This is a genomic window from Janthinobacterium kochi (assembly GCF_051380715.1).
Classification (GTDB): domain Bacteria; phylum Pseudomonadota; class Gammaproteobacteria; order Burkholderiales; family Burkholderiaceae_D; genus Janthinobacterium.
The window spans coordinates 515,695-542,170 of the sequence record NZ_JBNYXO010000002.1 but is presented as its reverse complement, the minus strand read 5'-3'; the positions used below and the strand labels follow the sequence as shown (position 1 = coordinate 542,170).

Below are 26,476 nucleotides of genomic sequence, written 5' to 3'. Positions count from 1 at the left end.
TCTCTTGTGTGGAGGAGGTTGTGCGGGAATTCTACACCGTCGCGTGGCCGGGTAAAATAGCCCTTCGTCTTCCCTTCCGGACCTCACATTTGAATAGCCCAGCCTTCTTGCCAGACGCGGCTGCCGACCCGCGCAAGCGCTGCTTCGATCCCGTCGTCGATGCCAACACCCGCCTGTTGATACTGGGCAGCCTGCCCGGAGAAAAATCGCTGGCGCACAGCCAATACTATGCGCATCCCCAAAACAAGTTCTGGATGCTGCTGGGCGAAGTGCTGGGCGTGGAGCTGAAGAGCCTGCCCTATGAAGGGCGTCTGGCAACCTTGCTGGCGCACGGCGTGGGCTTGTGGGACGTGGTGGCGCAGGCGCAGCGCACGGGTAGCCTGGACAGTAATATCCGCGCCCGCGACGACAACGACCTGGTGGCCCTGGCTGCCAGCCTGCCGCAGCTGCACACGATCGCCTTCAACGGCGGCACGGCCGCGAAGCTGGGCGTCAATGTGCTGGGGGAGCACGCGCAGCGTTACCGCATCGTCAGCTTGCCGTCGAGCAGCCCCGCCTACACCTTGGCGTATGCGCTGAAATTGCAGGCATGGCTGTCGCTGCGTGGCCAGCCGGCCGCGCGTTGATCAGTTTGCCGGCTTTAGGCCGGCGCGTACGGCTGCGCTTCCAGCGGCTGTCCCTTGGCGTCGAATTTCAGTGCCACGGACAAGTTGGTGACGCCGATGGTGGCCAGTGCATCGCAAATGTCGTCGACTTCGTCCTGCAGGTCGGCGGCCAGGTCCAGCGGCTTGTCGGCGCTGTGCAGCAGCTGGCCACCCGCTGTGCTGACATTGACGCGCAGCAGCATTTCGCCATGCTCATCGGCCGGACCGACGACCACCGAGACGTCGCCGGCGTCCACGTTATTTTCCGCCAATGCATGGTTGATGCCCGACATCATCTGCAGCATCGCATACTCGCTCATGCCTTGTTCCTTGCCACCGTGGAACAGATCCTGGTAGAGGAAGCTCACTTCCAGGGCACTGCCGGCCGGCGCCAGGCAGCGCTTCACCAGGTCGCCGACTTCCGTCGTCCACTGCTGGTAGCGGGCCATGCGCGCGTCGAACCAGGCGTCGAGCGTCGCTTCGTCCTTCGGTTCCGCATAGAACGGGTCGTCCACGCGCTTCAGGGCAAAGCCCAGCAGGAAGCGCAGTTCGACGGCCGTGTCTTGCGGGCCGAAGGCCGTCTCGCTCCAGCCGACGATGCTGTTTTCCAGGCCCGGCGTGGCGACGATTTTCTTGTCTGTCATCGACGAGTACGCATCGCGCACCATCTCGTGCAAGTGGCTATAGGTGATGCGGTCGATTTCATCGAGGTCGTAGGCGTGGCTCATCAAGACCACCTTGGCCTTGGCGCTTTCCAGTTCTGCCTGCTGGAAACTTTTCACCAGCGCTTCGAATGCGTCCTGGTCCTGGAAACTGTCCGCTTCCCGCAGGCCGCCCGTGCTTTGCACCAGCAGGGGCACGACAAAGGCGTTGATTTCCATGGCAGGGGCATTCTCGCGGCGGATCACGGAAATGGAGGCCGCTTCCTCGATATGGCTGCGCAAATACTGGTAGGCGCCCACGTCTTCATACTTGGCGCGCTCGATGGCGTCGTACAGAATTTCATCCTTCTTTTGATTCAAGGCCTTGCGGATCAGGCGGCCGAACTCGACGGCTTGCTCGGCCAGTACCGTGCCCTGCGATTCGCTGTCTTCCTGCTCCGCCAGGTTCAGGGCCATCGTGCACAGCATGCGCGTGACGGACTCATCCTTGTCTTCAGGCGTGTTGGCGGATTTACGGGGGACAGGGCGCTTATTTTTGGGCATGGCGATCAACAGGTTAAGAAAGACGGGTCAGGCAAACGGAAACGGGCGCCAGGGCTTTGCCAGGCGCCGGGACAGATCATACAGGCGGACGCGGCCGCCTGATACCTCAATGGTCGGTATCGAACATCTCGTGCAGCTCGTCGAGCAGGTCGGCGGCTTCTTCCTGCGACAGGCCGAGATGCTGGCAAGCAAGTTCGCCGCCCTTGTCCCATTCCAGCGAGGTACTGTTGCCATGGTAGCGCTGAATGCCCTTTTCGGCCAGCAGCGACAGGGCGACGAGCGAGCGGATGGCGTCGTCCGTGGACGGGTCCGCCAGCACCGTGTAGTCGTGGTGGTGCAGAATGGCCCAGGCGACATCGGAGGACAGGCCCCAGTTGCGCGCCAGCAAGCAGCCGATGGCCGCGTGGTTGGTCTGGTGGCGCGCGTCTTCCAGGCTGGTAAAGCAATTGTGTGCATCATTGGCCGCCGCTGCGTACGTCTTGACGTAGTCGGGAAAGCGGTTCATCAGCAGGGGCACGCCGATATCGCAGAACAGGCCGAAGGTGTGGGCAATGTCGGGCGGGGCGATGCGCAACTTGCGCGAGGTAAACACCAGCGCGCGCGCGCGCTTGGCCGACACATCCCAGAAGTTGGTCAGTTCCACGCCGTCCGCTTCCAGCGCCTGGCGCGCCAGCAAGCCGGTCATCATGGCGCTGCACTGGTTGATGCCGAGAAAGTTGATGCCTTGTTCGACGGATTTGGCCTTGCGCGTGGCACCATAGAAGGGCGAATTGGCCAATTTCAGCAGGGCGCCGGACATGCCGACATCGTCGGCGATGATGCGTGCGATGCGCCGCGGCGACGGGTCGTCTTCGGCCAGTTCCCGCTGCAGGTCGACCAGCAGACTGGGACGCGGCGGGATGCGGATGGACCGCATCAAGGCGTCAACCGGATCTTCCTGCACTACCTGCTTTTGCGCTGCCGCTCTCATCATCATTGTCTTGCCCGCTGGTTATTCGGTCGTGCGCTGCGCATGGACGGCCTCATGGACGCCTTGTGCAATGCCCGATGATTATCCATGTTTATGCATGGCAATAGTTCATCTCTACAATAGATTGTCGAAAAATTCCTGTTTTTGCCGTGATTGCCACCGATGTTGCTCATTTTACGACGTAATCAGCCCCTGTTTTTATGGTGAAAAAAGTAAGGTGTATTTGTTTTTAAGGCAGCCGCTGGTGCGTGCGGGCAAGCGTGGCGCTACAATTGCCGTATGAAAAAACGCTTGGTGGGCATCGATTTTGCGGACGATTCTTGCAGCGTGGCGCGCCAACTGATCGGCGTGACCGTGCTGGTCGACGGCGTAGGCGGGCGCATCGTGGAAACGGAAGCGTATGACCGGCTGGACCCCGCTTCGCATACGTATGGCGGCATGACGGCGCGCAATGCGGCCATGTTTGGCCCGCCCGCGCACGCCTATGTCTACCGCTCGTATGGCATGCACTGGTGCCTGAACTTTGTGTGCCGCGAAGCGGGGCATGGCGCAGGCGTGCTGATCCGCGCCATCGAGCCGCTGGCGGGTATCGATGCCATGCGCGAACGGCGCGGTGTCGAGGGTATGCGGCAGCTGTGTTCGGGACCGGGCAAGGTGTGCCAGGCGCTCGGTGTAAGCCAGCTGCAGAATCGCCTGGCGCTCGATGCACCGCCGTTCATGCTGCTGGCCCGCGAGGATGACGTGACGGTGCAAGCGGGCCCGCGCATCGGCATTTCCAAGGCGATGGAAACGCCGTGGCGCTTCGTGCTGGCCGGTTCGCCATATTTAAGCAAACCCATGCGCGCTCCAGCCGCTTAGCTGCGCCGGCGCTGTGGCGGCGTGCTTGCGCCGCGCAGGGCGGACTTGCCGCGCAGCGGGCTATGCAGCGCGCGCCGGTCCTTGCCTTCTCCGTTGACGGGGCTGGCCGGAGGCTGGAATGCCTCGTCTTCGCTGTGGCCGGCGGGCGTAGCGGTGTGATCGTCCAGGGTAAAGACGCTGACTGCCGCCGACAGTTTGACGGCCTGGTCCTGCAAACTGGCCGCCGCCGCTGCCGCCTGCTCCACCAGGGCCGCGTTTTGCTGGGTGACATCATCCATTTGCGTGACGGCCTGATTCACTTCCGTGATGCCCGAGGCCTGTTCGGCGCTTGCCTGTTTTACGCGCTGGATGATGTCATTGACTTGCTGCACCGAGGCCACGATGGCGCCCATGCTGTCACCGGCCTGCTGCACGGCCACGCTGCCGCCATCGATGGTGGTGACCGAAGTGGCGATCAGGGTCTTGATTTCCCTGGCCGCCTGTGCCGAGCGCTGCGCCAGGGTGCGCACTTCGGACGCGACCACGGCAAAGCCGCAGCCCTGTTCGCCCGCGCGCGCCGCTTCCACCGCCGCATTCAGCGCGAGGATATTGGTCTGGAAGGAAATGCCGTCGATCACACCGATAATATCCACGATCTGGCGTGAATTGGCGCGTATTGTCGCCATCGTCGTCACCGCCTGCAGCATCGACACGCCCCCTTGCACGGCCAGGGTGGAGGCTTGCCCCGCCAGCTCGCAGGCCAGCTGGGCATTGTCGGCGTTGTCATTGACGGCGAGCGTCAGCGCTTCCATGGCGCTCGACGTTTCTTCCAGCGAGCTCGCTTGCATTTCCGTGCGCGCCGATAGATCCAGATTACCGGTGGCAATTTCGCGCGAGGCCGTATCGATCGATTGCACGGCACCCATGATGGTGCGCAAGGTCTGGTTCAGGTTGGCGATGGTCTGGTCCAGCACGCGCGACGTGGCGGCGATCTCGTCATTGCCCTGCTTGGGCGCGCTGGCCATCAGTTTGCCCGCCGCCAGGTCTTGCACGGCGTCGGCAATGCCGCGGATTTCCACCAGCATGGCGCGGCGTACCAGCATGGTCACCACGATGGAGACCAGGATGGAGAGCAGGACGGTCAGCAGCAGGCTCCAGCCCAGCTTGCGAAACTCGGTGCTGGCCGTCGCATGGGCCTGGCTGCTGAGCGTCGTTTCCAGGGCCGACAACTGCGCCAGCTGCGTATTGAACAGGCCGAATTGCGTTTCCGCCTTGAGCATGGAATTGGTGGCAATCGATTGGTCCATCTGCGCCATTTCCATGGTTTCCAGCACGGCCTTGCGGTAGCCGGCCAGGGCCGTGATGGCGGCATCGACCAGGTTGCGCTCGGCGCCCGTGGCCGTGGCGCGCAGCGTGGCCAGCTGGGTGCCGATGGCCGCGTGACGCGCCTTGATCTGTTGCTCCAGTGTATCGAGGCGAGCCTTGGCGAAGCTGCCATTCGTCCACGACAGTAACTGGTACATATTGCCGTGTACGTGCCTGGCCTCGCCCAGTATGTCGGCGGCCGCCTTCAGATGCGTGATGCGCACGCGTACCATGTTTTCCAGCGAGGCATTTTGCCGCACCATGCCATACCAGGCGCCGGTCGAGCTGAGTAGCAGCAGCAGCAAGACCAGGGCGGGCGCCAGCAATAATTTTGGTCCGATACGTAATTGATTGAGCATGCTTGACTCCTGGCTATGGCCGTTCCAATGGCAGGCGGCGCACGGCGTGCGTGTGCGCAGCCCCTGCCTTATTTTTTATAGATCCCCGCTTCCAGCACCACATCGTTGACGCGCAGGATATACGTGGTCTTCGGCTCGATCTTGCCGCTGGTGGGGTTCTTGTACTGGTAGTCGACCCAGCCCTTGCCCTGCTTTTGCGCCAGTTCGATGATTTCGCGGCGATATTTTTTGCCATTCGCATCGGGCACATCCGTCAAATCCTTGCCCACGATGGAAGGATTGATGGGGTGGGCCAGCACGATGCCCGTCTTGATGTCACGCATGTCCACATACAGCGAGCCCTGCACGAAGTCGGGGTCTTTCGCCGTGATTTTCTTCATCATCTCTTCCTTGCCATGTGCCTTCATGAAGGCGGCGCCCCGTTCGGCCATGGCGATGGCGTCTTTTTCCGTTGGTTCGACCGCGGCACTGACGCTGCCGCCGGCAAAGGCCAGGCACAGCAGGCTACCCGTGAATAAGCGTTTCATGACAGCTCCTTGTGAGAATCGAGGGATGTGTTGCACAGCCGTAATTTACGTCGTCGTCGGTCCCATCAAATTGCGGTGGAACAAACTAAGGTGTTGCTTGTAGGCAGCGAGCAACGTATCGGAATGCTTGTTGATGTGTAGCAATTTGGTTCTTTGTGGCAAGAATTATGATGACTTTCACAGCATGCCGAGCTGGCATGGCCTGTGGGAGAAAAGGCTGGAATTGGCCGACATAGGGCCAATTTCATGAAAGTTATCGCTATTTGTTGGCAAGGAGACTATCGTGTCCGCACTCATTACCGAGCCGTTTCCACCCAAGTTCAAGCCGTATACGCGGCAAACCATTCATCAGGCGCGTCAGTGGGAATGGCTGCCGGAAGAGCAACGTGTAGCCGTGCAAGTGGTGTCGCACGTCTTGCCGTTTCGCACCAATGCCTATGTGCTCGACCAGCTGATCGACTGGAACAATATTCCTGACGATCCCATCTACCGCCTCGTTTTTCCCCACCGCGACATGCTGCCTCCCGAGCAGTACGCGCACTTGCGCGATCTCGTGCTGGTGCAGCGTGACAAGGCTGCCATCGATGCCTATGTGCATGGGATTCGCCTGGGCATGAATCCCCATCCGGCCGGGCAGATGACGCATAACGTGCCGCAAGTCGACGATGCACCCGTGCGCGGCCTGCAGCATAAATATGCGCAAACGGTGCTGTTTTTCCCCAGCGCGGGCCAGACGTGCCACGCGTATTGCACCTTCTGCTTCCGCTGGCCCCAGTTCGTCGGCATGGATGACATGAAATTCGATGCGCGCGAGTCGCATGAGCTGGTCGCCTACCTGAAACTGCATCCAGAAGTGACGGATGTGCTGATCACGGGCGGCGACCCGATGATCATGAACACGCGGCAACTGGCCGCCTACCTGGAGCCGCTGTTGGCGCCGGGCCTGGAACACATCCAGAACATTCGCATTGGCACCAAGGCGGTGGCGTATTGGCCGCAGCGTTTTGTCTCGGACCGCGATGCGGACGATTTGCTGCGCCTGTTCGAGCGCATCGTCAAGGCGGGCAAGAACCTGGCCGTGATGGGCCATTACAGCCACGCCGTCGAGTTGCGCCAGGATATCGCGCAGCAAGCGGTGAAACGCATCGTCTCCACGGGCGCCACCTTGCGCATGCAGGGGCCGCTGATCCGCCACATCAATGAAGATCCGGCTAGCTGGGCCGAGCTGTGGCAGACGGGCACGCGCCTGGGAGCGATTCCGTATTACATGTTTGTCGAACGCGACACGGGGCCGCGCAGCTATTTCGAGTTGCCCTTGGCGAAGGCGCACGAGATTTTCCAGGCCGCCTACCAGATGGTGTCGGGCCTGTCGCGCACGGTGCGCGGGCCCTCCATGAGCGCGTTCCCCGGCAAGATCGTCATCGATGGCATCGTCAGCATCCATGGCGAAAAACTGTTTGCCCTGCAATTTTTGCAGGCGCGCAACCCGGACTGGGTGCGCCGGCCGTTTTATGCGAAGTTCGATGCGGAAGCGACGTGGATAGACGATTTAAAGCCCGCGTTTGGCCATGATAAATTTTTCTTCGAGACCGATGAGCCTATGCCGCAGTTGCCGCATAAAATCATCCGCCTGGCACAGGCTGCCTGAGCATGCCCGCCGCCGGTGCGCCTGCCCGTTCCGGCGTGGCCGTGTTTTGCCTGGTGTTCCTGCCGTTTGCGCTTGGTCATTACCTGTCGTGCCTGCTGCGCGGCGTGAATGCCGTGCTGACGGCGGAATTGCTGGGCGCCATCGCCCTGACGCCAGCGCAGCTGGGCTTGCTGACCAGCGCCTTTTTTCTCGCCTTTGCGCTGGTGCAACTGCCGATCGGCATGGCGCTTGACCGTTACGGCCCCCGCACGGTGCAACTGTGGCTGCTGGCGCTGGCTGCCCTGGGTGTGTGGCTGTTCAGCCGGGGGCACAGCTTTGCCGAGCTGATGTGGGCACGCGCGCTGATGGGGGCAGGCCTGGGCGGCTGTTTCATGGCCGCCGTGAAAGCGATCTCGTGCGCCATCGCGCCAGCGCGCCTGCCTTCCGTGCATGGTTACCTGATCGCCGTGGGTGGCCTGGGCGCGGCCACCGCCACCATGCCCGTCAAGCTGGCCCTGCACTACACGGACTGGCGCGGCGTGTTCCTGGGCCTGGCGCTGGCGGCGCTGGCCATCGGCGTGCTGATCCGCCTGCTGTCGCCGGCCATGCCCAGGCCCGCCACCGCGCACTCGGTGAGCAAGGTCAGCGTCTGGAGCGTGTACCGCGATCCCGGCTTTCGCCGCACCATCGCGCTGATCCTGCTGCCGCACACGGTGTTCTTTGGCGTGCAGGGCTTGTGGGTGGGGCGCTGGCTGGCCGACGTGGGCGGTTTGTCCGACGACAACGTGGCGTATCTGCTGTACCTGGGCATGGCGGCCGTCATCTTTGGCGCCATCGGCATGGGCATGCTGACGGAATGGGCCGGGCGGCGCGGTATTGCCCCGATGCAGCTGGCGGCCGTCGGCATCGTCCTGTTCATTGCCGTGCAAGTGGCGATGGCGTGTAACGTCGTGCCCAGCCTGCCCATGCTGTCCGTGCTGTTTACCTTGCTGGGCACGGTAACGGGCCTCGAGTATGCGATCGTCGCGCAAAGCATGCCGGCCAGCTTGACGGGCAGGGCGGCCACTTGCCTCAATTTGCTCATTTTCACGGGCGCCTTTCTGGTGCAGGCGGGCTTTGGCCTGATCCTCGGCTGCTGGCCCCTGAACAGCTTGCAGCAGTATCCGCCGCAAGCGTATCAGGTGGCGTTTGGCGTGCTGGCGGTCTTGCAACTGCCGGGACTTGCGATGTTTTTCATTCGCCGCTACAGGCGTGCCGGGCCATCCGGTAAAATGGCAGCCTGCACAGCGGCAATGATCAACTCCAAGGAAGACTATGAAACTCGTTCGTTATGGACGTCCAGGCAAGGAAAAACCGGGCCTGATCGATGAAGAAGGCAAACTGCGCGACCTGTCCGGCGTGATTGCCGATATTGACGGCGCGCAACTGTCCGACAAGGCCCTGCGCAAGCTGGCCAAGCTCGACGAAAAGACGCTGCCCCTGGTGCGCGGCAACCCACGCTTCGGCGTGCCGCTGGCGAAAGTGGGCAAGTTCATCGGCATCGGCCTCAATTACGCGGATCACGCGGCCGAATCGGGCATGCCGATCCCGGCCGAACCCATCGTCTTCATGAAGGCGATTTCCTGCCTGAATGGTCCGGACGACAATGTCGTGTTGCCAAAAGGCTCGAAAAAGACGGACTGGGAAGTGGAACTGGGCGTGGTCATCGGCACGCGCGCGCAATACGTGAGCGAAGAGGAGGCGCTGCAATACGTGGCCGGCTATTGCGTCGTCAACGACATTTCCGAGCGCTCGTTCCAGCTGGAACGGGGCGGCCAGTGGGATAAAGGCAAGGGCTGCGACACCTTCGGCCCCATCGGCCCGTGGCTGGTGACGCGCGATGAAGTCATCGACGAGCAAGACCTGGACCTGTACCTGGAAGTCAATGGCAAGCGCATGCAGACCGGCAATACGCAAACCATGATCTTCACGGTGGCGCAGATCGTCAGCTACCTGTCGCAATTCATGACCCTGGAACCGGGCGACGTCATTGCCACGGGTACGCCGCCGGGCGTGGGCCAGGGCCGCAAGCCGCAGCGTTTCCTCAAAAAAGGCGACAGCATGCGCCTGGGCATCCCCGGCCTCGGTGAACAGCAGCAGGACGTGGTCGCCTGGACTGCCTGATGGCCGGGTGTGATATCGACCGTTTGCCCGCGCTGCCGCTGGACCGCCTCGACGCCCAGCAGCGGGCGGCCGCGCAAGCCATCATCGACGGCCCGCGCGGGGCGTTGTATGGCCCCTTCGTGCCGCTGATCCGCAGCCCCGAGCTGATGGAAACGGCGCAGCGCATGGGAGAATACTTGCGCTACCGCAGCGCCATCGGCACGCGGTTGTCGGAGCTGGCGATTCTGGTGACGGCGCGCCAGTGGGACCAGCAAGTCGAGTGGGCCATCCACGCGCCGCTGGCCGTGCAGAACGGCATCGCGCAAGCGGCCGTGGACGCCATTGCCGCGCGGCGTGTGCCGCTTGCCCTGAAAGAAGATGAGCAAGCCGTGCACGACTTTTGCATCGAGTTGCAGCAGAACAAGCGCGTCAGCGATGCTACGTATGCGCGCGCGCTGGCGCTGTTCGGCGAGCACGGCGTGGTGGACTTGATGGGCATCAATGGCTACTACACTTTCCTGGCCATGGTGATGAACGGGGCGCAGACGGCGGTACCGGCGTTGGGCGTGCCACCGCTGCCAGCCTGAGCATGTGTCAGGCGTAGCTGGATGGACAGGCGCGGCGCACACCGCGCCTGTTTTACTTTAAGCCAATACTTTTCTCAGCCACGTGCCAATCGCGTCGATCTCTTCCTGGCACAGCGAGTGCTGCATCATGTATTCATGCCATTCCACCTTGTAGCCCATGCCGGTGAGCAAGTCGCGCGACTGCTGTGCGCGGGCGCACGGCACCACCGGGTCGGCCGTGCCGTGCGCCATGAAGATGGGCGTCTGCAGGCTCGCTGGCGTGCGCTCAAGCGCCGTCTTGTCGGCCAGCGGCAGGTAGCCGGACAGGCACATCAGGCCGGCCAGCGGTTCTGCGTGGCGCAAGCCCGTTTGCAAGGTCATGGCGCAGCCTTGCGAGAAGCCGGCCAGGATGATGCGGCTGGCGGGAATGCCGCGCGCCTTTTCGCGCGCGATCAGCGCCTCGACCTGCGCCTGCGAGGCGCGCAGGCCGCTCTCATCTTCGCGGCGCACCAGGTCGTTCTCGCGGATGTCGTACCAGGCGCGCATCACATAGCCGTTGTTGATGGTGACGGGCATGGTGCCGGCGCTGGGGAAAATGAAGCGGATGGCGGGGCAGCCGCGCAGGTCGAGTTCCTTGACCAGGGGTACGAAGTCGTTGCCGTCGGCGCCCAGGCCATGCATCCAGATGATGGAGACGGTGGGGTTCGGGGCGCTGTCGAGTTCTATGGTTTCCAGCAAGGTGCTCATGTATTTTCCTCAGGTAAAGGTTGCGCCGGACGCAGCGCCGATTTGGGACGGAAGGCCTTGCAGATGGCCGGGTCGGTCTGCATGTAGGGACCTTTGATCAGATCGATGCAATATGGCACGGCGGCAAAGATGCCGTTGACCAGTTGCACGCCGTTGGCATCTTTCAAGCCTTCGAGAGTTTCCTTGATGGCTTTCGGCTGGCCCGGCAAGTTCATGATCAGGCAAGCGCGCTCGGGCGTTTCGCGGATCACGGCCACCTGGCGCGACAGAATCGCCGTCGGCACGAATTGCAGGCTGATCTGGCGCATCTGTTCGCCGAAACCGGGCATTTCCTTGGTCCCGACGCTGAGCGTGGCGTCCGGCGTCACATCGCGCCGCGCCGGGCCCGTGCCGCCCGTCGTCAGGATCAGGTGGCAGTGGCTCAGGTCGACCATGTCGATGAGGGTATTTTCAATCTGCGAGCGCTCGTCCGGGATCAGGCGTTTTTCCAGGCGAAACGGTGTGCGGATGGCGGCGGACAGCCAGCTTTCCAGGGCCGGGATGCCCAGGTCTTCATACACGCCGCCGCTGGCGCGGTCCGAGATCGACACGAGGCCGATAATCAATTCGTCTTCTATCGTGGTCATGGGGCACCTGTCTATGTCGTAAAAAAACCGGGCTGATCCCGGTTTTTAGCTACTTTCGGGGTCAGACCCGCCGGGTCTGACCCCAGTTTTTTACGCGTCGTCTTCCGCTTCTGCGTCATCTTCGTCGGCATCTTTCTTGCCGCCGTTTTTCTTCTTGGCGATCTCTTTCAAGATCTGGAAGATTTCACGGTAGGCTTTTGGCGGCTTGTTTTCGGTCTGCTCCTTGCGGGCATTGCGGATCAGGGTGCGCAGGTGCTGCACGTCCAGTTCCGGGTTTTCCGACAGCAAGACGGTCAGCGCCTTGTCGTCCGTCAAGAGTTTGTCGCGGCGGCGTTCCATCGCGTGCATATTGGCCGTATCGGCTTTCGACAAGCCTTTCCAGCTATCGATGGTGCGTTGGATGGCGGCAACTTCTTCCTCATCCAGGGTGCGCATTTTCTTGCCCACGTATTGCAGCTGGCGGCGACGGCCTTCGTGATCCTTGATCTGCTGGCATTCGAGAATGGCGTCGCGCACGTCTTCCGGCATCGGGACGCGCTTGACGCGGTCGCGTGCTTCATTGACGAGTTCTTCGCCCAGCTTTTGCAGGACGGTCATCTGGCGCTTGAGTTCCGACTTCGACGGACGTTCATATTCCTGTTCGAATTCGGTGGATTGGAAGCCGCAAGCTCCCCGGTTTGGATTTGGCATGATAAGGCGGGATTGGCCGCGTAGGCCGCACCTGTAAACTGTAAACGACTGCTATGATAACCTTTTTAGCGGCTTTCCGAAGAAAACAGCGCATGAACGACTCCGTATTTACCCATAGTCAAGAGCAATTGCAGCAACTAGCCCGTGATGTGTTGTCTTTTGCGCGGGAAGCGGGCGGCACCGACGCTGCCGTCGAAGTCAGTGTAGGCGGTGGCTTGTCCGTTTCTGTCCGAAAAGGCAAGATCGAGACGATCGAGCAAAACAAGGACAAGGGCATGGGCGTGACCGTGTTTGTCGGCAAGAAGCGCGGCAATGCCAGCACCTCCGATTTCTCGCCGTCCGCCTTGCGCGCCACGGTGGATGCCGCCTACAACATCGCCCGCTTCACGGCCGAGGACGATTGCGCGGGCCTGGCCGACGCCGACATGCTGGAAATGGCCCCCCGCGACTTGCAACTGTTCTATCCCTGGCGCATTTCCACCGAGGAAGCCGTCGTGCTGGCCCAGCGCGCCGAAGCGGCCGCGTTTGCCGTCGACCCGCGCATCACGAATAGCGAAGGCGCGGGCGTGCATGTGCAGCAATCGCAGTTTGTTTCCGCCAATTCGCGCGGTTTCATCGGCGGCTACCCGTTTTCGCGCCACACCCTGTCCGTGGCGCCCATCGCCGGCAAGGGGGCGAAGATGCAGCGCGACGACTGGTACTCGTCCGTGCGCGACGCTTCGAAAATGTCGAGTCCGGAAGCCATCGGCCGCTACGCCGCCGAACGCGCCCTGTCGCGCCTGAACGCGCGCAAGCTGGGCACGCGCACCTGTCCCGTGCTGTTCGAGGCACCGCTGGCGGCCGGTTTGCTCGGTACCTATGTGCAAGCGACCTCAGGCGGCGCCCTGTACCGCAAATCCACTTTCCTCAACGATTCCCTGGGCACGCAAGTGCTGCCCTCGCACGTGCAGATATTTGAAGACCCGCACGTGATCGGCGGCGTCGGTTCGGCGCCGTTCGACGAAGAGGGCGTGAAAACCGTCAGCCGCGACGTCGTCAAGGATGGCGTGGTACAAGGCTATTTCCTGTCGACTTACACGGCCCGCAAGCTGGGCATGCAGACGACGGGCAACGCGGGCGGCTCGCACAATCTGTACCTGACCTCGAACCTGACGACCGCCACCGACGATTTTAGTGCCATGCTGAAAAAGCTGGGCACGGGCTTGCTGGTGACGGAACTGATGGGACAAGGAACCAATTACGTGACGGGCGACTATTCGCGCGGCGCGGCCGGTTTCTGGGTGGAAAATGGCGTGATCCAGTACCCGGTGGAAGAAATCACCATCGCCGGCAACATGCAGGACATGCTGCGTAACATCGTCGCCGTGGGCGCCGACGTCTTGCGCCGTGGCACCAAAGAGACGGGTTCCATCCTCATCGAGAGCATGGTGGTGGCGGGCGGCTGAACGGATGCATTCCTCCTTGTCAAAAGGCGCCGCTGGCGCCTTTTTTCTTGTCCCTGTGTTTTTTCGGGCAGCGGCCTGACCGTCATACTGCGGAAATATTCGCTTCGTATGATGACGCCACCTGACGTTATTTGCGCAATTTAGATGCTTTTAATGTAAGTAAGCCGAACTTCGTGATATTTCATGCAAGATGCGAGTCTTGCAGTGACGCGTCGTTGTTGATCCAACCTGCATAGTGAACTCTCCATGACCTACTCCCGTACCCGCATCGCCCGCGCGGTGGCCCTGTTGTGTGCCATGCACGCCCTGTTCTCCACCCAGGCGCAAGCCCATGGCGATGTGTCCGCGGCACCAGCTGCCGCCAGCGATTCCCTGGATGCACCGCAAGCGGTGATCGTCACCGGCACGCGCGGCAGCAACCGCACGCAGTTCGACACCATGGCGCCCGTGGATGTGTTCAACCGCGAAGATATCGGCGCCGTCGAATCGTCGGACTTGAACGATGTGCTGGCGCAATTGGTTCCCTCGTATGTGGTGCAGCGCTTGCCGATGGCCGATGGGCAAGTCTTCGTGCGTCCCGCCACCTTGCGCGGCCTGTCGCCGGACCAGACTTTGGTGCTGGTCAACGGCAAGCGCTTCCACCGCAGCGCCCTGCTGGGCGCGCGTGGCGCGCAGGCGCCCGATCTGGCGCAGATTCCCGTGTCTGCCATCAAGCGCATCGAAGTGCTGCGCGACGGCGCTTCGGCCCAGTACGGCTCCGACGCGATCGCCGGCGTGATCAACATCATTCTCGACGACACGCTGGGCACGGAGCTTTCCGTGCACCACTCGCAATACTCGGAAGGCGACGGCAAGGGCAATGAGGTCAACCTGAAGACGGGCTTTGCCTTTGGCGAGACGGGCAAGGCGACGATTTTCGGCGCGCTGGCCCAGTCCGATCCCACCTCGCGCACGCGCCAGCGGGCCGATGCCATCGCCTTCCAGAACGCCCATCCGGAACTGAAGGTGCCCAATCCCGTGCAGCGCTGGGGCCAACCTGAACTCGATAGCAAGCGCATCGGCTTCAATGCCGGCATGGCCCTGTCGGACACGGCGGAACTGTACGGGTTCGGCCTGTTCAGCCGCAGCGACGGCACCTCGGATTTTAATTGGCGCAATCCCGACACCAGCACGGGTGCGTATAAAACCAGCAGCCTGTTCCCCGGCTGGGACTTGCGCAGCGTGTATCCGCTCGGCTTCAGCCCCAGCTATTCGAACGACCAGGATGATTTACAGCTGGTGGCCGGCGTGCGCGGTCACTTCAACGAGCGCTTCGGCTGGGATGTGAGCGCTTCCTACGGCCGCAACCGCATCGACTATCACTTGGCCAATTCCATCAACGCCTCGATGGGGCCGACCAGCCCGACGTCGTTTTACCTGGGCCAGTTGTCGCAGGCGGAAAAGATTCTCAACGCCAACTTCAACTATGAATTGCCCGTGGCATCCCTGCCGCAACCGGTGAACATCGCGTTTGGCGCGGAGGCGCGCAATGAAACCTATGGCGTGAAGGCGGGCGATGCGGCATCCTGGACGGTGGGGCCGGGCGCGGCCATCGGCCTCGACGCGAACGCGAACGGCGCACCGGGCTTCAGCGCCCGCCAGGCGGGAAGCTGGGGCCAGGACAGCTATGCGGCCTACCTGGACGTGGAAGTTCCCGTCAGCAAGGCCCTGAGCTTGGGCGGCGCGGCCCGCTATGAGCATTTCTCGGAATTCGGCAGCACCGTCAATGGCAAGTTATCGGCCCGTTACGCCTTGAGTGATGACATGGCCCTGCGCGGCTCCTACTCGACCGGTTTCCGTGCGCCAACGCCCGGCCAGTCGAATACCAACAGCACGAATCAAGGCCTCGACACCAAGACCCTGCTGTTGTTTACCAGCGGCCGCCTGGCCAACAACGACCCGCTGGCCATCCTGCTCGGCGCGCAGGCGTTGAAGCCGGAAAAATCGAAAAACCTGTCGCTGGGCTTTACCTGGAAGACGCCGGGTGGTTTTTCCGGTTCCGTCGATGTGTATGATATCAAGGTCAGCGACCGCTTCAGCACGTCCGCCGCGTTTGCCGTGCCCGCTGGCGTGGCCAATCCGCTGCGCTACACCTCGGTCAGCTATTTCACGAACGACTTCGACACCACCACGCGCGGCATCGATATCGTCGGCAGCCACCTGAGCCGTATCGGCGACGGCAAGCTGAACCTGACCCTGGCCTACAACTACAACACCACCAAGGTCGATGGCGGCAAGTCCAGCCTGGTGACCAATCCGGCCCAGCGCCAGGTGTTCGAGGAGCGCCTGCCGCGCCAGAAAGCCACCATCAGCGGCAACTATGACCTGGGCAACTGGAATACCCTGGCCCGCGTGCGCTATTACGGCGCCTGGACGGACAATTCCGGCAATGCGACGGGCGATATCTTCCAGCGCTTTGGCGCCATGCAATTTCTTGACCTGGCGGCCAGCTACAAGATCAGCGACAAGCAGTCCTTGCGCGTGGGGATCGACAACGTGCTGGACAAGTATCCTGATGAAGCAAGCTTCCAGGCCAGCCGCGGTCTGATCTATTCGCGCAATGCGCCGTACGACACGGACGGGCGCAATCTGTACGTCGATTACAAAGTGAAATTTTAAGGGGAGATGACGATGAATCCACAACGCCGCGCCTTGCTGCGCGCGGGTTCGCTGGCGGCAGCACTGCCCTTGACGGCGGGTGCAGGATCGGCGGCGGCAGCGTCCGCCGCTGCCTTGGCTCCCCCCTTGCCACTGGTGCCGGCCGGCACCACGCCGGAGATGCTGGCCAGCAACCAGGCTTACTGGCAGGCCGTGGCCGCGCAATACGACACTACCGATGCCGTCGTGCAACTGGACAACGCCTTCTGGGGTTCGATGGCCAGGCCCGTGCTGCGTCATTACGAGCGGCAATTGAGCATGGTCAACCGCGACAACGCCTGGTATGCACGCATGCGCTTTCCGGCCGATTTCGAGGCGGCCCGCGCGGCGGCGGCCAGGGCGCTGGGCGTGGGTATCGATGAAATCGTGCTGACACGGGGCGCCACGGAAGCGCTGCAAGTCTTGATCGCCGGCTACAACCGCCTGCAGCCGGGCGATGCGGTGCTGTACGCGGATATCGATTACGACAATATGATCACCGTCACGCGCTGGCTGCAGCAGCGGCGCGGCGCCCAGGTGGTGTCGATTGCCATGCCGGAACCATTTACGCACGAGAACGTCATTGCTGCCTATGTTGCCGCCATGGAACGCCATCCGAAACTGAAACTGATGCTGCTCACGCATGTCAATCACCGCAACGGCATGGTCTTGCCCGTGGCCGAGATCAGCCGCCTGGCGCGCGCACGGGGCATCGATGTCATCGTCGATACGGCGCATGGCTTTGGCCAGCTGGACATGACGATTCCCGACTTGCAGGCGGACTTTGCCGGCATCAATCTGCACAAATGGATAGGCGCGCCCGTCGGCGTGGGCGCCGCCTACATCAAGCGGGGCAGGCTGGTCGATATCGACCCGTACATGGGAGAACCGCAGGGGGGAAAGGCGGGCGACGATATCCGTACCCGCGTGCATACGGGCACGGTCAATTTCGCCGCCTATCTGAGCTTGCCTGCGGCGCTGGACTTGCATGCGCAGATCGGCGTGGCCAATAAGCAGGCGCGGCTGCGGCAGCTGCGCAACCGCTGGGTCGAAGCGGCGCGCGGCATCGATGGCATCGAGGTGCTGGCGTCCAGCGACCCCCGCCTGACGAGCGCCATCGCCTCGTTCCGCTTGAAGGGCAAGACCAGCGTGGCGGACAATTTTGCCTTGTCGAAAAAGCTGGTGCAGGAACACGGCATCTTTGCCGTGCCGCGCGACGGTCTGGCCAGTGGCGCGTGCGTGCGCGTCACGCCGGGAATCTTTACGCCCGAGTCGCATCTGGACAAGCTGATCGATGCCCTGCGCCAGGTGGCCAAGGGCTGAGTTTGCTTCGGCAGGGGGATGGTTTCAGTACTCTTCCCAATCGGTATCGGCGACCACGGCCAGTGCATCCGGCTTGCCTGCTTTCCTGGCGGGTGCTGCAGTGGCCGTGACGCGTGGCGTGGCCGCAAGCTTCGCTGGCGCGCGTGCTGGGATGCGGATGGTTTGAGCCTGCACCGGTGGCAGCGCTTGCATGCCGTCGAGCTTGAACACGCTGACGGCTTCGGCCAGGATGCCGGCTTGCTCTTGCAGTGCTTCGGACGCGGCGGCGGCTTCTTCCACGAGAGCTGCATTTTGCTGTGTCACGGCATCCATTTCCGTGATGGCCTGGTTGATCTGTTCAATCCCCGCTTCCTGCTCGTTGCTGGCGGACGTGATCTCGGCCATGATGTCCGTGACCCGCCGCACGCTGCTGACGATGTCTTCCATGGTGCTGCCCGCCTGGTTCACCAGGTTGCTGCCGAGATTGACCTGGTGCACGGAATCGTCGATGAGGATCTTGATTTCCTTGGCGGCGGAGGCGGAGCGGTGGGCCAGGTTGCGCACTTCCGTGGCGACGACGGCAAAGCCCCGTCCCTGTTCGCCCGCCCTGGCCGCTTCCACGGCCGCATTCAGGGCCAGGATATTGGTCTGGAAGGCAATGCCGTCAATGACGCCGATGATGTCGACGATTTTCTTCGACGAGGCATTGATGGAATCCATGGTCGTGATCACTTCCGCCACCACCTGGCCGCCCTTGCTGGCCACGCTGGAGGCCGATTGTGCCATCTGGTTGGCCTGGCGGGCGTTTTCGCCATTCTGCTTGACGGTCGACGTCAGCTCCTCCATTGAGGAGGCCGTTTCTTCCAGCGAACTGGCTTGCTGTTCCGTGCGCGAAGACAGATCCATATTGCCGGAGGCGATTTCACGCGAGCCATGGGCGATGGCATCCGTGCCATGGCGCACGCGGGCCACGATGCCTTGCAGATTGTCGTTCATTTCTTTCAGGGCACGCAGCAGCAGGCCCGTTTCATCGTTGCCGCGCGCATCGATGCTGCCCGACAGGTCGCCAGCGGCCACCCGCTGCGCCACCTTGACCGCTTCGTTGATGGGCCGGCTGATGGAGCGGCTGATCAGGATGGCCAGCGCGATGGCAATGAGCGTCGCGGCGATCGACAGCGACAGGGTCAGGATGATGGCCATGCGCCCATCGGCGGCGGCTTGCTTGCCTTCCGTTTCCATCAGCGATTCCTGGAAGCTGGCTATGGCCGCCAGTGCCGTCAGGAATTTTTCTTGCGGATAACGCAGCTGCGTCAGCAGGAAGATGCCCGCCGTTTCCGATTTTCCTTCTTGCAACAGCTTGATATTCGCATCGCGCGTCTTGCCATACGTTTCGCGGCTGCTCATCACGGCCTGGAACAGTTCCTGTCCCTTGGGGGTGTTGACCAGGGTTTTCAGGCGTGCCAGCAGCTCCACGTTCTTCTTGACCGATGCCTGCACCTTGGCCACAGAACTGCTGACTTCGTCGGCATCGTTGGCGCCGATGATGGCGATGCTCAGGAGGCGGGCCTGAATATTGACCTCGGACTGTATCGTATTGGACAGCATGACCTTGACATAGCGGTCGTTGAGGATTTTTTCCGTCGAGGCATTGATGCTGTGGATGCGGCTGATGGAAACAAATGCCACCATGGCAAGCAGGACAATGATCAGGCCGAAACTCAAGGCCAAACGGGTACTGATTTTAAGCTTAGACATAGGGCATTCATCCTCGGCGAAAAGCGGAAAGCGTGCGCTTGGCATCGTCCAGCGGACAAGCGGCGTCCGTGCATGACGATGCTGATGCGGTCAGTTTGCGTTACAGGGAGCTAGCTCGGCAGGTATGGGGCCGTAATGCGAAAGGCAATGCCATGGATGCGCATTGCAGAGCGCCGGCGAGGGGATGGCGGCCCGGCCGGCGGTATATTTTTGCGGGGCCGCGCAGCGTGGCACGGCCCGATTCTGTTGTTCAGTGTAAGACGACAATTTCCGATAGGCAAGATGTTCGGAAAAAAAAACTGCTCGGGCAGCAACGCTTGCCGTGCGGTCAAAAAAAATGCCCCGGCGAGCGGGGCATGGGATCAAGCGGGCCGGTTCGGCCCTGGCGCTCAGGCGCGCAAGGTGGACAGGATAGGTTGCAGCACGGCCGCGCCCAGGGCGGCGCTGCGGGCGCCGCTCCAGCCCGTTTGCGGGTCGGGATCGTTGGCGTTGTCCTTGAATGGCAATTCCAGGGTCAGCGCCAGGCAGCCGAAGGCGTGGGTGATGTGGGGCGAACCCATGGTCAGCACTTCCGGCGTGAACGGGCCGTCTTCGTAGCCGTGCTCATTCTGGAAGTCGGGGCTGGCCACCTTGAAGTCGGCGATGAAGCGGTCTTGCTCGGCTTTTTGTGCTGGCGTGAAATTTTCCAGCGCATCGCTGCCGGCGACGAACACATAAGGCAGACCTTCGTCGCCATGCACGTCGAGGAACAGGTCGCAGCCGATTTCATGCATTTTCTGTTTCACCAGGAACACCTCCGGGCTGCGTTCCATGGTCGGCGTCATCCATTCGCGGTTCAGGTTGGCGCCGGCCGCGTTGGTGCGCAGGTTGCCGTGCACGGAACCGTCCGGGTTCATGTTCGGCACCACGTAGAAGACGGCGTCTTGCAGGCACTGGCGGGCAAACGGATTGGCCTGGTCTAGCAAGGCTTCAAGCATGCCTTCGACAAACCATTCGGCCATCGTTTCGCCGGGATGCTGGCGCGCGATGACCCAGACTTTTTTCTCGGCATCGGCGTCACCGACCACCAGCAGGTTCATGTCGCGCCCTTCCACTGTGCTGCCCAGGTCGATCAAGCGCACCAGCGGCGACGCTTGCGCGCTGTCGATCAGGGCCAGGTGGCGGTCCCATGGGTAGGGTTCGAAGTAGGCGTAGTACACGCTTTCTTCTTCCGGCGTGTGTTCGATGGTCATCACCGTGCCGTCAAAGCTGGTGGGCACGCGGAACCAGGTTTCGCGGTCGTAGCTGGCCACGGCCTGGTAATCTTTCCAGCCGTCCGGATAGGCCGACTTGCCTGCATTCATGAAGCGGATCGTGCACGTCTCGCCTTGCGCGCCTTGCAGGCGGAAGTAAAACCACTGCGTGATGTCGGCGTGGGAATCCTTGCGGATGTTCAGCTCGATGGAGTGGGCATCGTCGGCGCGCAGCACCTCGATCGCGCCGGCGTCGAATTGCTGGCTGATTTTAATGGTCATGAGTGTTCCTGATAAAAACGTATGGGTTTTGCATCGTGTGCAATGGCGCGATGATACCTGTTTTGCGTTGCTCTTTGTGCTGGCGCAAACGATGACGGACGTGCTTTGCTAACGTGGAAGCTCCGACACGGGGAGATCATCATGGATGACAACGGCAAACACATACGCGAACTGGAAAAGAAAGTCAGCGCCCTCAGCGACGCTCTGGCGCACCTGGGAAAAGGCACGACCTTGCAGGAATTGCTGCGCATCCTGCGTTTCCCCGGCTACACCACACCGGCCGAATTTACCTTCAACGTGGCCATCCTCGACACCATGCTGGTGCAGGCCAATGCGCTGGAAAAGCTGGGGCAGGATTTGCTGGCGGGGGCCAAGCAAGTAGTGGCGAAACAGTGAGCAGACAGTAACTTATTCCTGAACGCCTGAAAAATGTTCAGGGCAAGGCGCAGGGCCGCAGGCAGTACGAACGAACGCCCAGGCCCTGCAACGCCGCCATGGACGTTTTGTCAGGTGTTCAGGCCGCCGAAACGTTCAAAGAACCACGGCTCGACGTCCGGTGCGTGCTCATCCTCGCGCCGCAGGGTGGCCAGGATATGCTCCTCGGCGGCAGCAAAGGTGAGGCGGTACAGGTCGCGCGCCAGGGCATAGGCTTGCGTGCCTGGCCACGGTTCGGGCAACAGTTCGACGGGCAGTTGCGGGTCGTGCAATTGTACGCGGCGGTAGGCGTGCGTCAGCAGCGAGCGGATGACGAAGGCTTGCTCCACATCGAACACGGGTGCTTCTTGCAGCAGGGTCAGCAGCGGCTGGAAGCTGGCGATGAATTTTTCGTAGCCGGCCATCACTTCCGACAAATCCCAGCAGTCGCCCACCATGTCGCGCAGGGGGCGCGTGCTGACATCCGGCAATTCCGTTGTGTGGCAGACATATAGTTTGCCCTGTACGTCGTTGCGCACGAGGATATCTTCCAGCGCCTCCGTATTGCTGGCCGGATGGCCAAAGATGCCGGGAGAGATCAAGCCATAGCCCGCCCACAATAATTCCTTGCGCAGCGCCCCCCGCTCGGCGGCGCCGATGCTGCCGGCCGGGCCGATCACCAGGGTCCAGCTACCATCCCAATGCACGACCAGCGGCGCATAGATGCGGCGATACGCGCGTTCGAAGCGGGCCAGCGCCTCCGGGCGTATCGTATAGGCGCTGCGGCGGCCGTCGCGCTGCGAGCTGAGCCAGCCTTCCTGCGCCAGACGGAACACGCTGGTGCGCAATAAACGGTCATTGACGCCGAATGGCGCCAGCAGTTCGATCAGGCTGCCCAGCCAGATGGCACCGCCGCGCGGCACGATGGCGTCGCCAAAGATGGTCATCACCAGGGACTTCGAGCGCGGTGGGTCGCTTTCCAGGAAATCGGCTATCCATGCCGTGCAGCGGGTGTTCTTCATGTGGTTCCGGTCTGGCCGTGTTGCGGTCGGTTCAATAAAAGCAGCAGTTTACTTGGCTGCGCGGGTAGCGCGGCAATAATTTGCCGGAAGCGCGGGTGGCACTTCGCAATGTTTTCTCATCAGCAATATCATACGCACAAAAAAGCCGCACAAGATACGAATTTTTAAAATGACTCATATCAAGTGTATGCAAATCGTTTTTTGTATCGTATTATCTGTTCATCGCACCGCGTTGCTGCGCAAAATCAAAGACATGGGAGACAGATCATGTACGCACAAATGGTTGAAACCGGCCTCAAGAACGTCCGTTCCATCGACGACATGGGGGCGGAAGAGCGCGCTTTTCAGGCGCGCATCGACGAAGGCATCAAGATCGAGGCCAAGGACTGGATGCCGGACGCTTACCGCAAGACCCTGATCCGCCAGATTTCGCAGCATGCGCATTCGGAAATCGTCGGTCAATTGCCCGAAGGTAACTGGGTCACGCGCGCGCCGACCTTGAAACGCAAGTCCATTCTGCTGGCGAAGATCCAGGATGAAGCCGGTCACGGTCTGTACTTGTACAGCGCCGCGGAAACCCTGGGTGTGTCGCGCGACGACTTGCTCGCTGCCTTGCACTCGGGCAAAGCCAAGTATTCCAGCATCTTTAATTATCCCACTCTGTCGTGGGCCGACATGGGTGCCATCGGCTGGCTGGTCGACGGCTCCGCCATCATCAACCAGATTCCGCTGTGCCGCTGCTCGTATGGCCCGTATGCGCGCGCCATGATCCGCGTCTGCAAGGAAGAATCGTTCCATGCGCGCCAGGGTTACGACATCATGATGTCGCTATGCAAGGGTACGCCAGAACAGAAAGCCATGGCGCAGGATGCGCTGAACCGCTGGTGGTGGCCGTCCTTGATGATGTTCGGTCCGTCCGACGCCGCTTCCGTCAACAGCGCCCAATCGGCGCAATGGCGCATCAAGCTGTTCTCGAATGATGAATTGCGCCAGCGCATGGTCGACCAGACCGTGCCGCAAATCGAATACCTGGGCCTGACCGTGCCCGATCCCGACCTGAAGTTCAATGCGGAAACGGGCCACTATGAATTCGGCGAAATCGACTGGTCCGAGTTCAACAATGTGCTGAAGGGTAATGGCCCATGCAACCGCGAGCGCCTGCAAACGCGGGTCAAGGCGTATGAAGGCGGCGAGTGGTTCCGCGATGCCTTGCTCGCGTATGCAGATAAACAAGCCGCAGTCAAAGCGGCAGCGTAAATACATAAGACAGATAGGGGAGAGCAATATGAGCAAAGAATGGCCATTGTGGGAAGTTTTCATCCGCAGCCAGCACGGCCTGGCGCACAAGCATGTGGGCAGCCTGCACGCCTCCGACGCCACCATGGCGGTCAACCATGCGCGCGACGTCTACACGCGCCGCAATGAAGGCGTGAGCATCTGGGTGGTGCGCGCGGCCGATATCGTCGCCAGCAGCCCCGGCGACAAGGGCGCCCTGTTCGAGCCGTCGAACAGCAAGGTGTACCGCCATCCCACCTTCTTCCCGATGCCGGAAGAAGTCAAGAACCTGTGATCGGAGCGCCTGCAATGGATGACAAGCTCACTCAACAAAAGTTCGACTACCTTTTGCGCCTGGGCGACAACGCCCTGATCCTCAGCCAGCAGCTGTCGCAGCTGTGCGGCAAGGGCCCCGCGCTGGAAGAAGACATGGCGCTGACCAACGTGGCGCTCGACCTCCTGGGCCAGACGCGTTTATGGTTCAGCTATGCGGCCGAACTGGAAAACGCTGGCCGCGACGAGGACGACATCGCCTTTTTGCGCGATGCCCACGACTTCAAGAATTGTCTGCTGCTGGAGCAGCCGAACGGCAATTACGCCGACACCATGATGCGCCAGTTCTTCTTCGACACCTGGCACTACTTCCAGCTGCTGGAACTGGCGAAATGCAGCGATCCACGCATCGTCGAAGTAGCACAGAAGTCGATCAAGGAAGTGACGTATCACCTGCGCCGCAGCGGTGACCTGATCGTGCGCCTTGGCGACGGCACGGCGGATAGCCACGCGAAAACGCAGGCCGCGGCCGACAAGCTGTGGATGTACACGGGCGAGATGTTCAAGTACGACGCCGTCGACCAGGCCATGCTTGCCGCCGGCATCGCGCCGCCATCGGACGTGTTGCGCCGGGCCTTCCTCGAACACGTGGCCGAGATCTTCGCCGAAGCGACGCTTGTCATGCCGGCGCTCGACGCCTGGATGCAAAAGGGTGGCAAGCAGGGCACGCACACGGAACACCTGGGATTCATCCTGGCCGAGATGCAGTTCCTGCAGCGCGCCTATCCCGGGGCGGAGTGGTAGTGAACACGCCCTTGGCAACGCTGGACGCGGCCCAGGTCTGGGCCTGGCTGGGCGACGTGCCGGACCCGGAAATTCCCGTCATTTCAGTGGTGGACCTGGGTATCGTGCGTGCCGTCGATGTGGTCAGTAGCGAAGAGTGCATCGTGACGATCACGCCCACGTATTCGGGATGCCCTGCCATGCAGGTGATCGCCGACGCCGTCACGGAGGCCTTGCGCAGCCATGGCGTGGCCAAGGTGACGCTGGTGAACCAACTGGCGCCCGCCTGGACCACGGACTGGATGAGCGAAGAAGGCAAGGCCAAGCTGAAAGGCTATGGCATCGCCCCGCCACAGCAGCAGGTGATCGACATCAGCGGCCTTCGTAGCGGAACAGCAGGCGGCGTCAAGCGCCAGCCCATGCCGACGCTGGAGGTGATCTGCCCGAACTGCGGTTCCACGCATACGCAGCTGACCAGCCAGTTCGGCTCCACGCCGTGCAAGGCCCTGTACAAATGCCTGGCTTGCCGCGAACCGTTTGACTACTTCAAGTGCCACTAAAAAAATCAGGCACACGTTCCGAAGAAACTGGAGATGAAGCATGAGTAAATTTTATCCGCTGTGCGTAGCGAACGTGCGCAATGAAACGCGCGACACCATCGCCGTCACGTTCGACGTGCCATTTGAGTTGCAGCAGCAGTTCCGTTTCCAGCAGGGCCAGCACCTGACCCTGCGCGCCAATATCAATGCGGAAGACGTGCGCCGCTCGTATTCCATCTGTTCTGCGGTGCAGGATGGCACCCTGCGCGTGGCCATCAAGCGCACGCCGGGTGGCGCCTTTTCCACTTGGGCGAACGACACCCTGAAAGCTGGCGTCACCATCGAGGTGATGCCGCCCATGGGGCACTTCAACGTGCCACTCGACTGCGTCAACCGCAAGCATTATCTGGCGTTTGCGGCCGGCAGCGGCATCACGCCCATCCTCTCCATCATCAAGACGACCCTGCTGACGGAACCATTGAGCCGTTTCACGCTGTTCTACGGCAACCGCGCCTCGTCGTCCGTCATCTTCAAGGAAGAATTGACGGACTTGAAGGACGTGTACCTGGAGCGCCTTAACCTGGTGTATGTGATGAGCCGCGAGCAGCAGGACATCGAACTGTTCAACGGCCGCATCACGCAGGAAAAATGCGAGCAGTTCCTGCAGCACTGGATCCGTGTCGAAGACTACGATAACGCCTTCATCTGCGGCCCGGAAGACATGATGCTGGGCGTCTCCGCCGCCCTGCAGGCGGCCGGCATGCCGAAGCAGAATATCAAGATCGAACTGTTCGCCGCCAGCATCCCGAAAAACGCCCACAAGCCGCGCGCGCAACTCGACGCGGGTATCGTGCAGGAAACGGAAGTGACCGTCATCATGGATGGCAACCACACTACCTTCACGATGGACAAGGACAAGGAATCGATCCTCGATGCGGGCCTGCGCCATGGGCTGGACATGCGCTACTCGTGCAAGGGCGGCGTGTGCTCGACCTGTCGCTGCAAGATCCTCGACGGCAAGGTCGAAATGGACGTCAACTACGCGCTGGAAGACTACGAAGTGGCGCGCGGCTTTGTCCTCAGTTGCCAGAGTTTTCCGCTGACCGACAAGGTCGTCGTTGACTTCGATCAGGCTGAATAAATACCGGGATCAGACCCGCCGGGGTCATTCGC

General features: G+C 61.7%; 25 protein-coding genes. 15 read left to right on the top strand and 10 right to left on the bottom strand.

What is annotated here, in order from left to right; genetic code table 11:
* Positions 1 to 89 precede the first annotated feature (89 nt).
* The gene (locus tag ACQ4WL_RS06770; protein WP_436508892.1) at positions 90 to 626 is read left to right on the top strand and encodes a DNA-deoxyinosine glycosylase; all 537 of its coding nucleotides are present in this window, start codon (positions 90 to 92) and stop codon (positions 624 to 626) included.
* A gap of 14 nt (positions 627 to 640) precedes the next feature.
* On the opposite strand, the gene ACQ4WL_RS06765 is transcribed toward ACQ4WL_RS06770, so the two are convergent.
* Together ACQ4WL_RS06765 and ACQ4WL_RS06760 are read right to left on the bottom strand one after the other, a co-directional pair.
* Entirely contained in the window at positions 641 to 1,849 is a 1,209-nt protein-coding gene (locus tag ACQ4WL_RS06765; protein WP_436508891.1) for a hypothetical protein, read from the bottom strand.
* Between the two features lie 106 nt (positions 1,850 to 1,955).
* Positions 1,956 to 2,822 (bottom strand): HDOD domain-containing protein, encoded by an 867-nt coding sequence (locus ACQ4WL_RS06760; protein ID WP_436509107.1) that lies wholly within the window; start codon positions 2,820 to 2,822, stop codon positions 1,956 to 1,958.
* Positions 2,823 to 3,098: 276 nt separating this feature from the next.
* Between ACQ4WL_RS06760 and ACQ4WL_RS06755 the strand changes: the two genes are divergently transcribed.
* On the top strand, positions 3,099 to 3,677 hold the full coding sequence (locus tag ACQ4WL_RS06755; RefSeq protein WP_436508890.1) for a DNA-3-methyladenine glycosylase: 579 nt from the start codon (positions 3,099 to 3,101) through the stop codon (positions 3,675 to 3,677).
* Here ACQ4WL_RS06755 and ACQ4WL_RS06750 read toward each other — a convergent pair.
* Together ACQ4WL_RS06750 and ACQ4WL_RS06745 are read right to left on the bottom strand one after the other, a co-directional pair.
* Complete coding sequence (locus ACQ4WL_RS06750) at positions 3,674 to 5,380, bottom strand: methyl-accepting chemotaxis protein (protein ID WP_436508888.1); 1,707 nt, start codon at positions 5,378 to 5,380, stop codon at positions 3,674 to 3,676. The genes ACQ4WL_RS06755 and ACQ4WL_RS06750 overlap by 4 nt on opposite strands.
* 68 nt (positions 5,381 to 5,448) lie before the next feature.
* Positions 5,449 to 5,907: a cache domain-containing protein gene (locus ACQ4WL_RS06745; protein WP_034780434.1), complete on the bottom strand. Its 459-nt coding sequence runs from the start codon at positions 5,905 to 5,907 to the stop codon at positions 5,449 to 5,451.
* A 283-nt stretch (positions 5,908 to 6,190) separates the two neighbouring features.
* On the opposite strand from ACQ4WL_RS06745, the gene ACQ4WL_RS06740 reads away from it, so the two are divergent.
* The 4 genes from ACQ4WL_RS06740 to ACQ4WL_RS06725 are packed head-to-tail and all read left to right on the top strand — an operon-like array spanning position 6,191 to position 10,263.
* A complete protein-coding gene (locus tag ACQ4WL_RS06740) occupies positions 6,191 to 7,555 on the top strand; it encodes a KamA family radical SAM protein (protein ID WP_436508886.1) in 1,365 nt (454 codons plus the stop codon).
* 2 nt (positions 7,556 to 7,557) lie between these two features.
* The gene (locus tag ACQ4WL_RS06735; RefSeq protein WP_436508885.1) at positions 7,558 to 8,904 is read left to right on the top strand and encodes an MFS transporter; all 1,347 of its coding nucleotides are present in this window, start codon (positions 7,558 to 7,560) and stop codon (positions 8,902 to 8,904) included.
* Entirely contained in the window at positions 8,849 to 9,697 is an 849-nt protein-coding gene (locus ACQ4WL_RS06730; RefSeq protein WP_436508884.1) for a fumarylacetoacetate hydrolase family protein, read from the top strand. The genes ACQ4WL_RS06735 and ACQ4WL_RS06730 overlap by 56 nt, the downstream gene beginning before the upstream one ends.
* Entirely contained in the window at positions 9,697 to 10,263 is a 567-nt protein-coding gene (locus ACQ4WL_RS06725) for a carboxymuconolactone decarboxylase family protein (protein ID WP_436508883.1), read from the top strand. Before ACQ4WL_RS06730 ends, ACQ4WL_RS06725 begins: the two co-directional genes overlap by 1 nt.
* 57 nt (positions 10,264 to 10,320) lie before the next feature.
* On the opposite strand, the gene ACQ4WL_RS06720 is transcribed toward ACQ4WL_RS06725, so the two are convergent.
* The 3 genes from ACQ4WL_RS06720 to yjgA all read right to left on the bottom strand — a co-directional run bounded on the left by ACQ4WL_RS06720 (position 10,321) and on the right by yjgA (position 12,305).
* Positions 10,321 to 10,989 (bottom strand): alpha/beta hydrolase, encoded by a 669-nt coding sequence (locus ACQ4WL_RS06720; protein WP_436508881.1) that lies wholly within the window; start codon positions 10,987 to 10,989, stop codon positions 10,321 to 10,323.
* Entirely contained in the window at positions 10,986 to 11,615 is a 630-nt protein-coding gene (gene mog / locus ACQ4WL_RS06715) for a molybdopterin adenylyltransferase (RefSeq protein WP_436508880.1), read from the bottom strand. Before mog ends, ACQ4WL_RS06720 begins: the two co-directional genes overlap by 4 nt.
* Before the next feature lie 90 nt (positions 11,616 to 11,705).
* On the bottom strand, positions 11,706 to 12,305 hold the full coding sequence (yjgA, locus tag ACQ4WL_RS06710) for a ribosome biogenesis factor YjgA (protein WP_436508878.1): 600 nt from the start codon (positions 12,303 to 12,305) through the stop codon (positions 11,706 to 11,708).
* Positions 12,306 to 12,397: 92 nt separating this feature from the next.
* Here yjgA and pmbA point away from each other — a divergent pair, with 92 nt between their 5' ends.
* The 3 genes from pmbA (at position 12,398) to ACQ4WL_RS06695 (ending at position 17,749) form a co-directional block, all read left to right on the top strand.
* Positions 12,398 to 13,750 (top strand): metalloprotease PmbA, encoded by a 1,353-nt coding sequence (pmbA, locus tag ACQ4WL_RS06705; RefSeq protein WP_436508877.1) that lies wholly within the window; start codon positions 12,398 to 12,400, stop codon positions 13,748 to 13,750.
* A gap of 246 nt (positions 13,751 to 13,996) precedes the next feature.
* On the top strand, positions 13,997 to 16,408 hold the full coding sequence (locus ACQ4WL_RS06700) for a TonB-dependent receptor plug domain-containing protein (RefSeq protein WP_436508875.1): 2,412 nt from the start codon (positions 13,997 to 13,999) through the stop codon (positions 16,406 to 16,408).
* Positions 16,409 to 16,420: 12 nt separating this feature from the next.
* Positions 16,421 to 17,749, top strand: coding sequence for an aminotransferase class V-fold PLP-dependent enzyme (locus tag ACQ4WL_RS06695; protein ID WP_436508874.1), 1,329 nt, complete (start codon positions 16,421 to 16,423; stop codon positions 17,747 to 17,749).
* 24 nt (positions 17,750 to 17,773) lie between these two features.
* Here ACQ4WL_RS06695 and ACQ4WL_RS06690 read toward each other — a convergent pair whose 3' ends face one another.
* Together ACQ4WL_RS06690 and ACQ4WL_RS06685 are read right to left on the bottom strand one after the other, a co-directional pair.
* A complete protein-coding gene (locus tag ACQ4WL_RS06690; RefSeq protein ID WP_436508873.1) occupies positions 17,774 to 19,483 on the bottom strand; it encodes a methyl-accepting chemotaxis protein in 1,710 nt (569 codons plus the stop codon).
* A 389-nt stretch (positions 19,484 to 19,872) separates the two neighbouring features.
* On the bottom strand, positions 19,873 to 20,997 hold the full coding sequence (locus tag ACQ4WL_RS06685) for a M14 family metallopeptidase (protein ID WP_436508871.1): 1,125 nt from the start codon (positions 20,995 to 20,997) through the stop codon (positions 19,873 to 19,875).
* A gap of 141 nt (positions 20,998 to 21,138) precedes the next feature.
* On the opposite strand from ACQ4WL_RS06685, the gene ACQ4WL_RS06680 reads away from it, so the two are divergent.
* A complete protein-coding gene (locus ACQ4WL_RS06680) occupies positions 21,139 to 21,393 on the top strand; it encodes a hypothetical protein (RefSeq protein WP_426071940.1) in 255 nt (84 codons plus the stop codon).
* A 110-nt stretch (positions 21,394 to 21,503) separates the two neighbouring features.
* On the opposite strand, the gene paaX is transcribed toward ACQ4WL_RS06680, so the two are convergent.
* Positions 21,504 to 22,433 carry a phenylacetic acid degradation operon negative regulatory protein PaaX gene (gene paaX / locus ACQ4WL_RS06675; RefSeq protein ID WP_436508869.1) on the bottom strand — a complete coding sequence of 310 codons (930 nt, stop codon included), beginning with the start codon at positions 22,431 to 22,433 and terminating at the stop codon, positions 21,504 to 21,506.
* Between the two features lie 267 nt (positions 22,434 to 22,700).
* Between paaX and paaA the strand changes: the two genes are divergently transcribed.
* Genes paaA through paaE form a run of 5 tightly spaced genes read left to right on the top strand, consistent with a single transcriptional unit; the run spans position 22,701 to position 26,444 of the window.
* A complete protein-coding gene (paaA, locus tag ACQ4WL_RS06670; protein ID WP_436508868.1) occupies positions 22,701 to 23,690 on the top strand; it encodes a 1,2-phenylacetyl-CoA epoxidase subunit PaaA in 990 nt (329 codons plus the stop codon).
* A gap of 28 nt (positions 23,691 to 23,718) precedes the next feature.
* Positions 23,719 to 24,003 (top strand): 1,2-phenylacetyl-CoA epoxidase subunit PaaB, encoded by a 285-nt coding sequence (gene paaB / locus ACQ4WL_RS06665; protein ID WP_034746356.1) that lies wholly within the window; start codon positions 23,719 to 23,721, stop codon positions 24,001 to 24,003.
* Between the two features lie 14 nt (positions 24,004 to 24,017).
* Entirely contained in the window at positions 24,018 to 24,785 is a 768-nt protein-coding gene (paaC, locus tag ACQ4WL_RS06660; protein WP_436508867.1) for a 1,2-phenylacetyl-CoA epoxidase subunit PaaC, read from the top strand.
* Positions 24,785 to 25,324, top strand: a complete 540-nt coding sequence (gene paaD / locus ACQ4WL_RS06655) for a 1,2-phenylacetyl-CoA epoxidase subunit PaaD (protein ID WP_436508866.1) — start codon at positions 24,785 to 24,787, stop codon at positions 25,322 to 25,324. Before paaC ends, paaD begins: the two co-directional genes overlap by 1 nt.
* A gap of 40 nt (positions 25,325 to 25,364) precedes the next feature.
* On the top strand, positions 25,365 to 26,444 hold the full coding sequence (paaE, locus tag ACQ4WL_RS06650; protein ID WP_436508865.1) for a 1,2-phenylacetyl-CoA epoxidase subunit PaaE: 1,080 nt from the start codon (positions 25,365 to 25,367) through the stop codon (positions 26,442 to 26,444).
* The last annotated feature ends 32 nt before the right edge of the window (positions 26,445 to 26,476 follow it).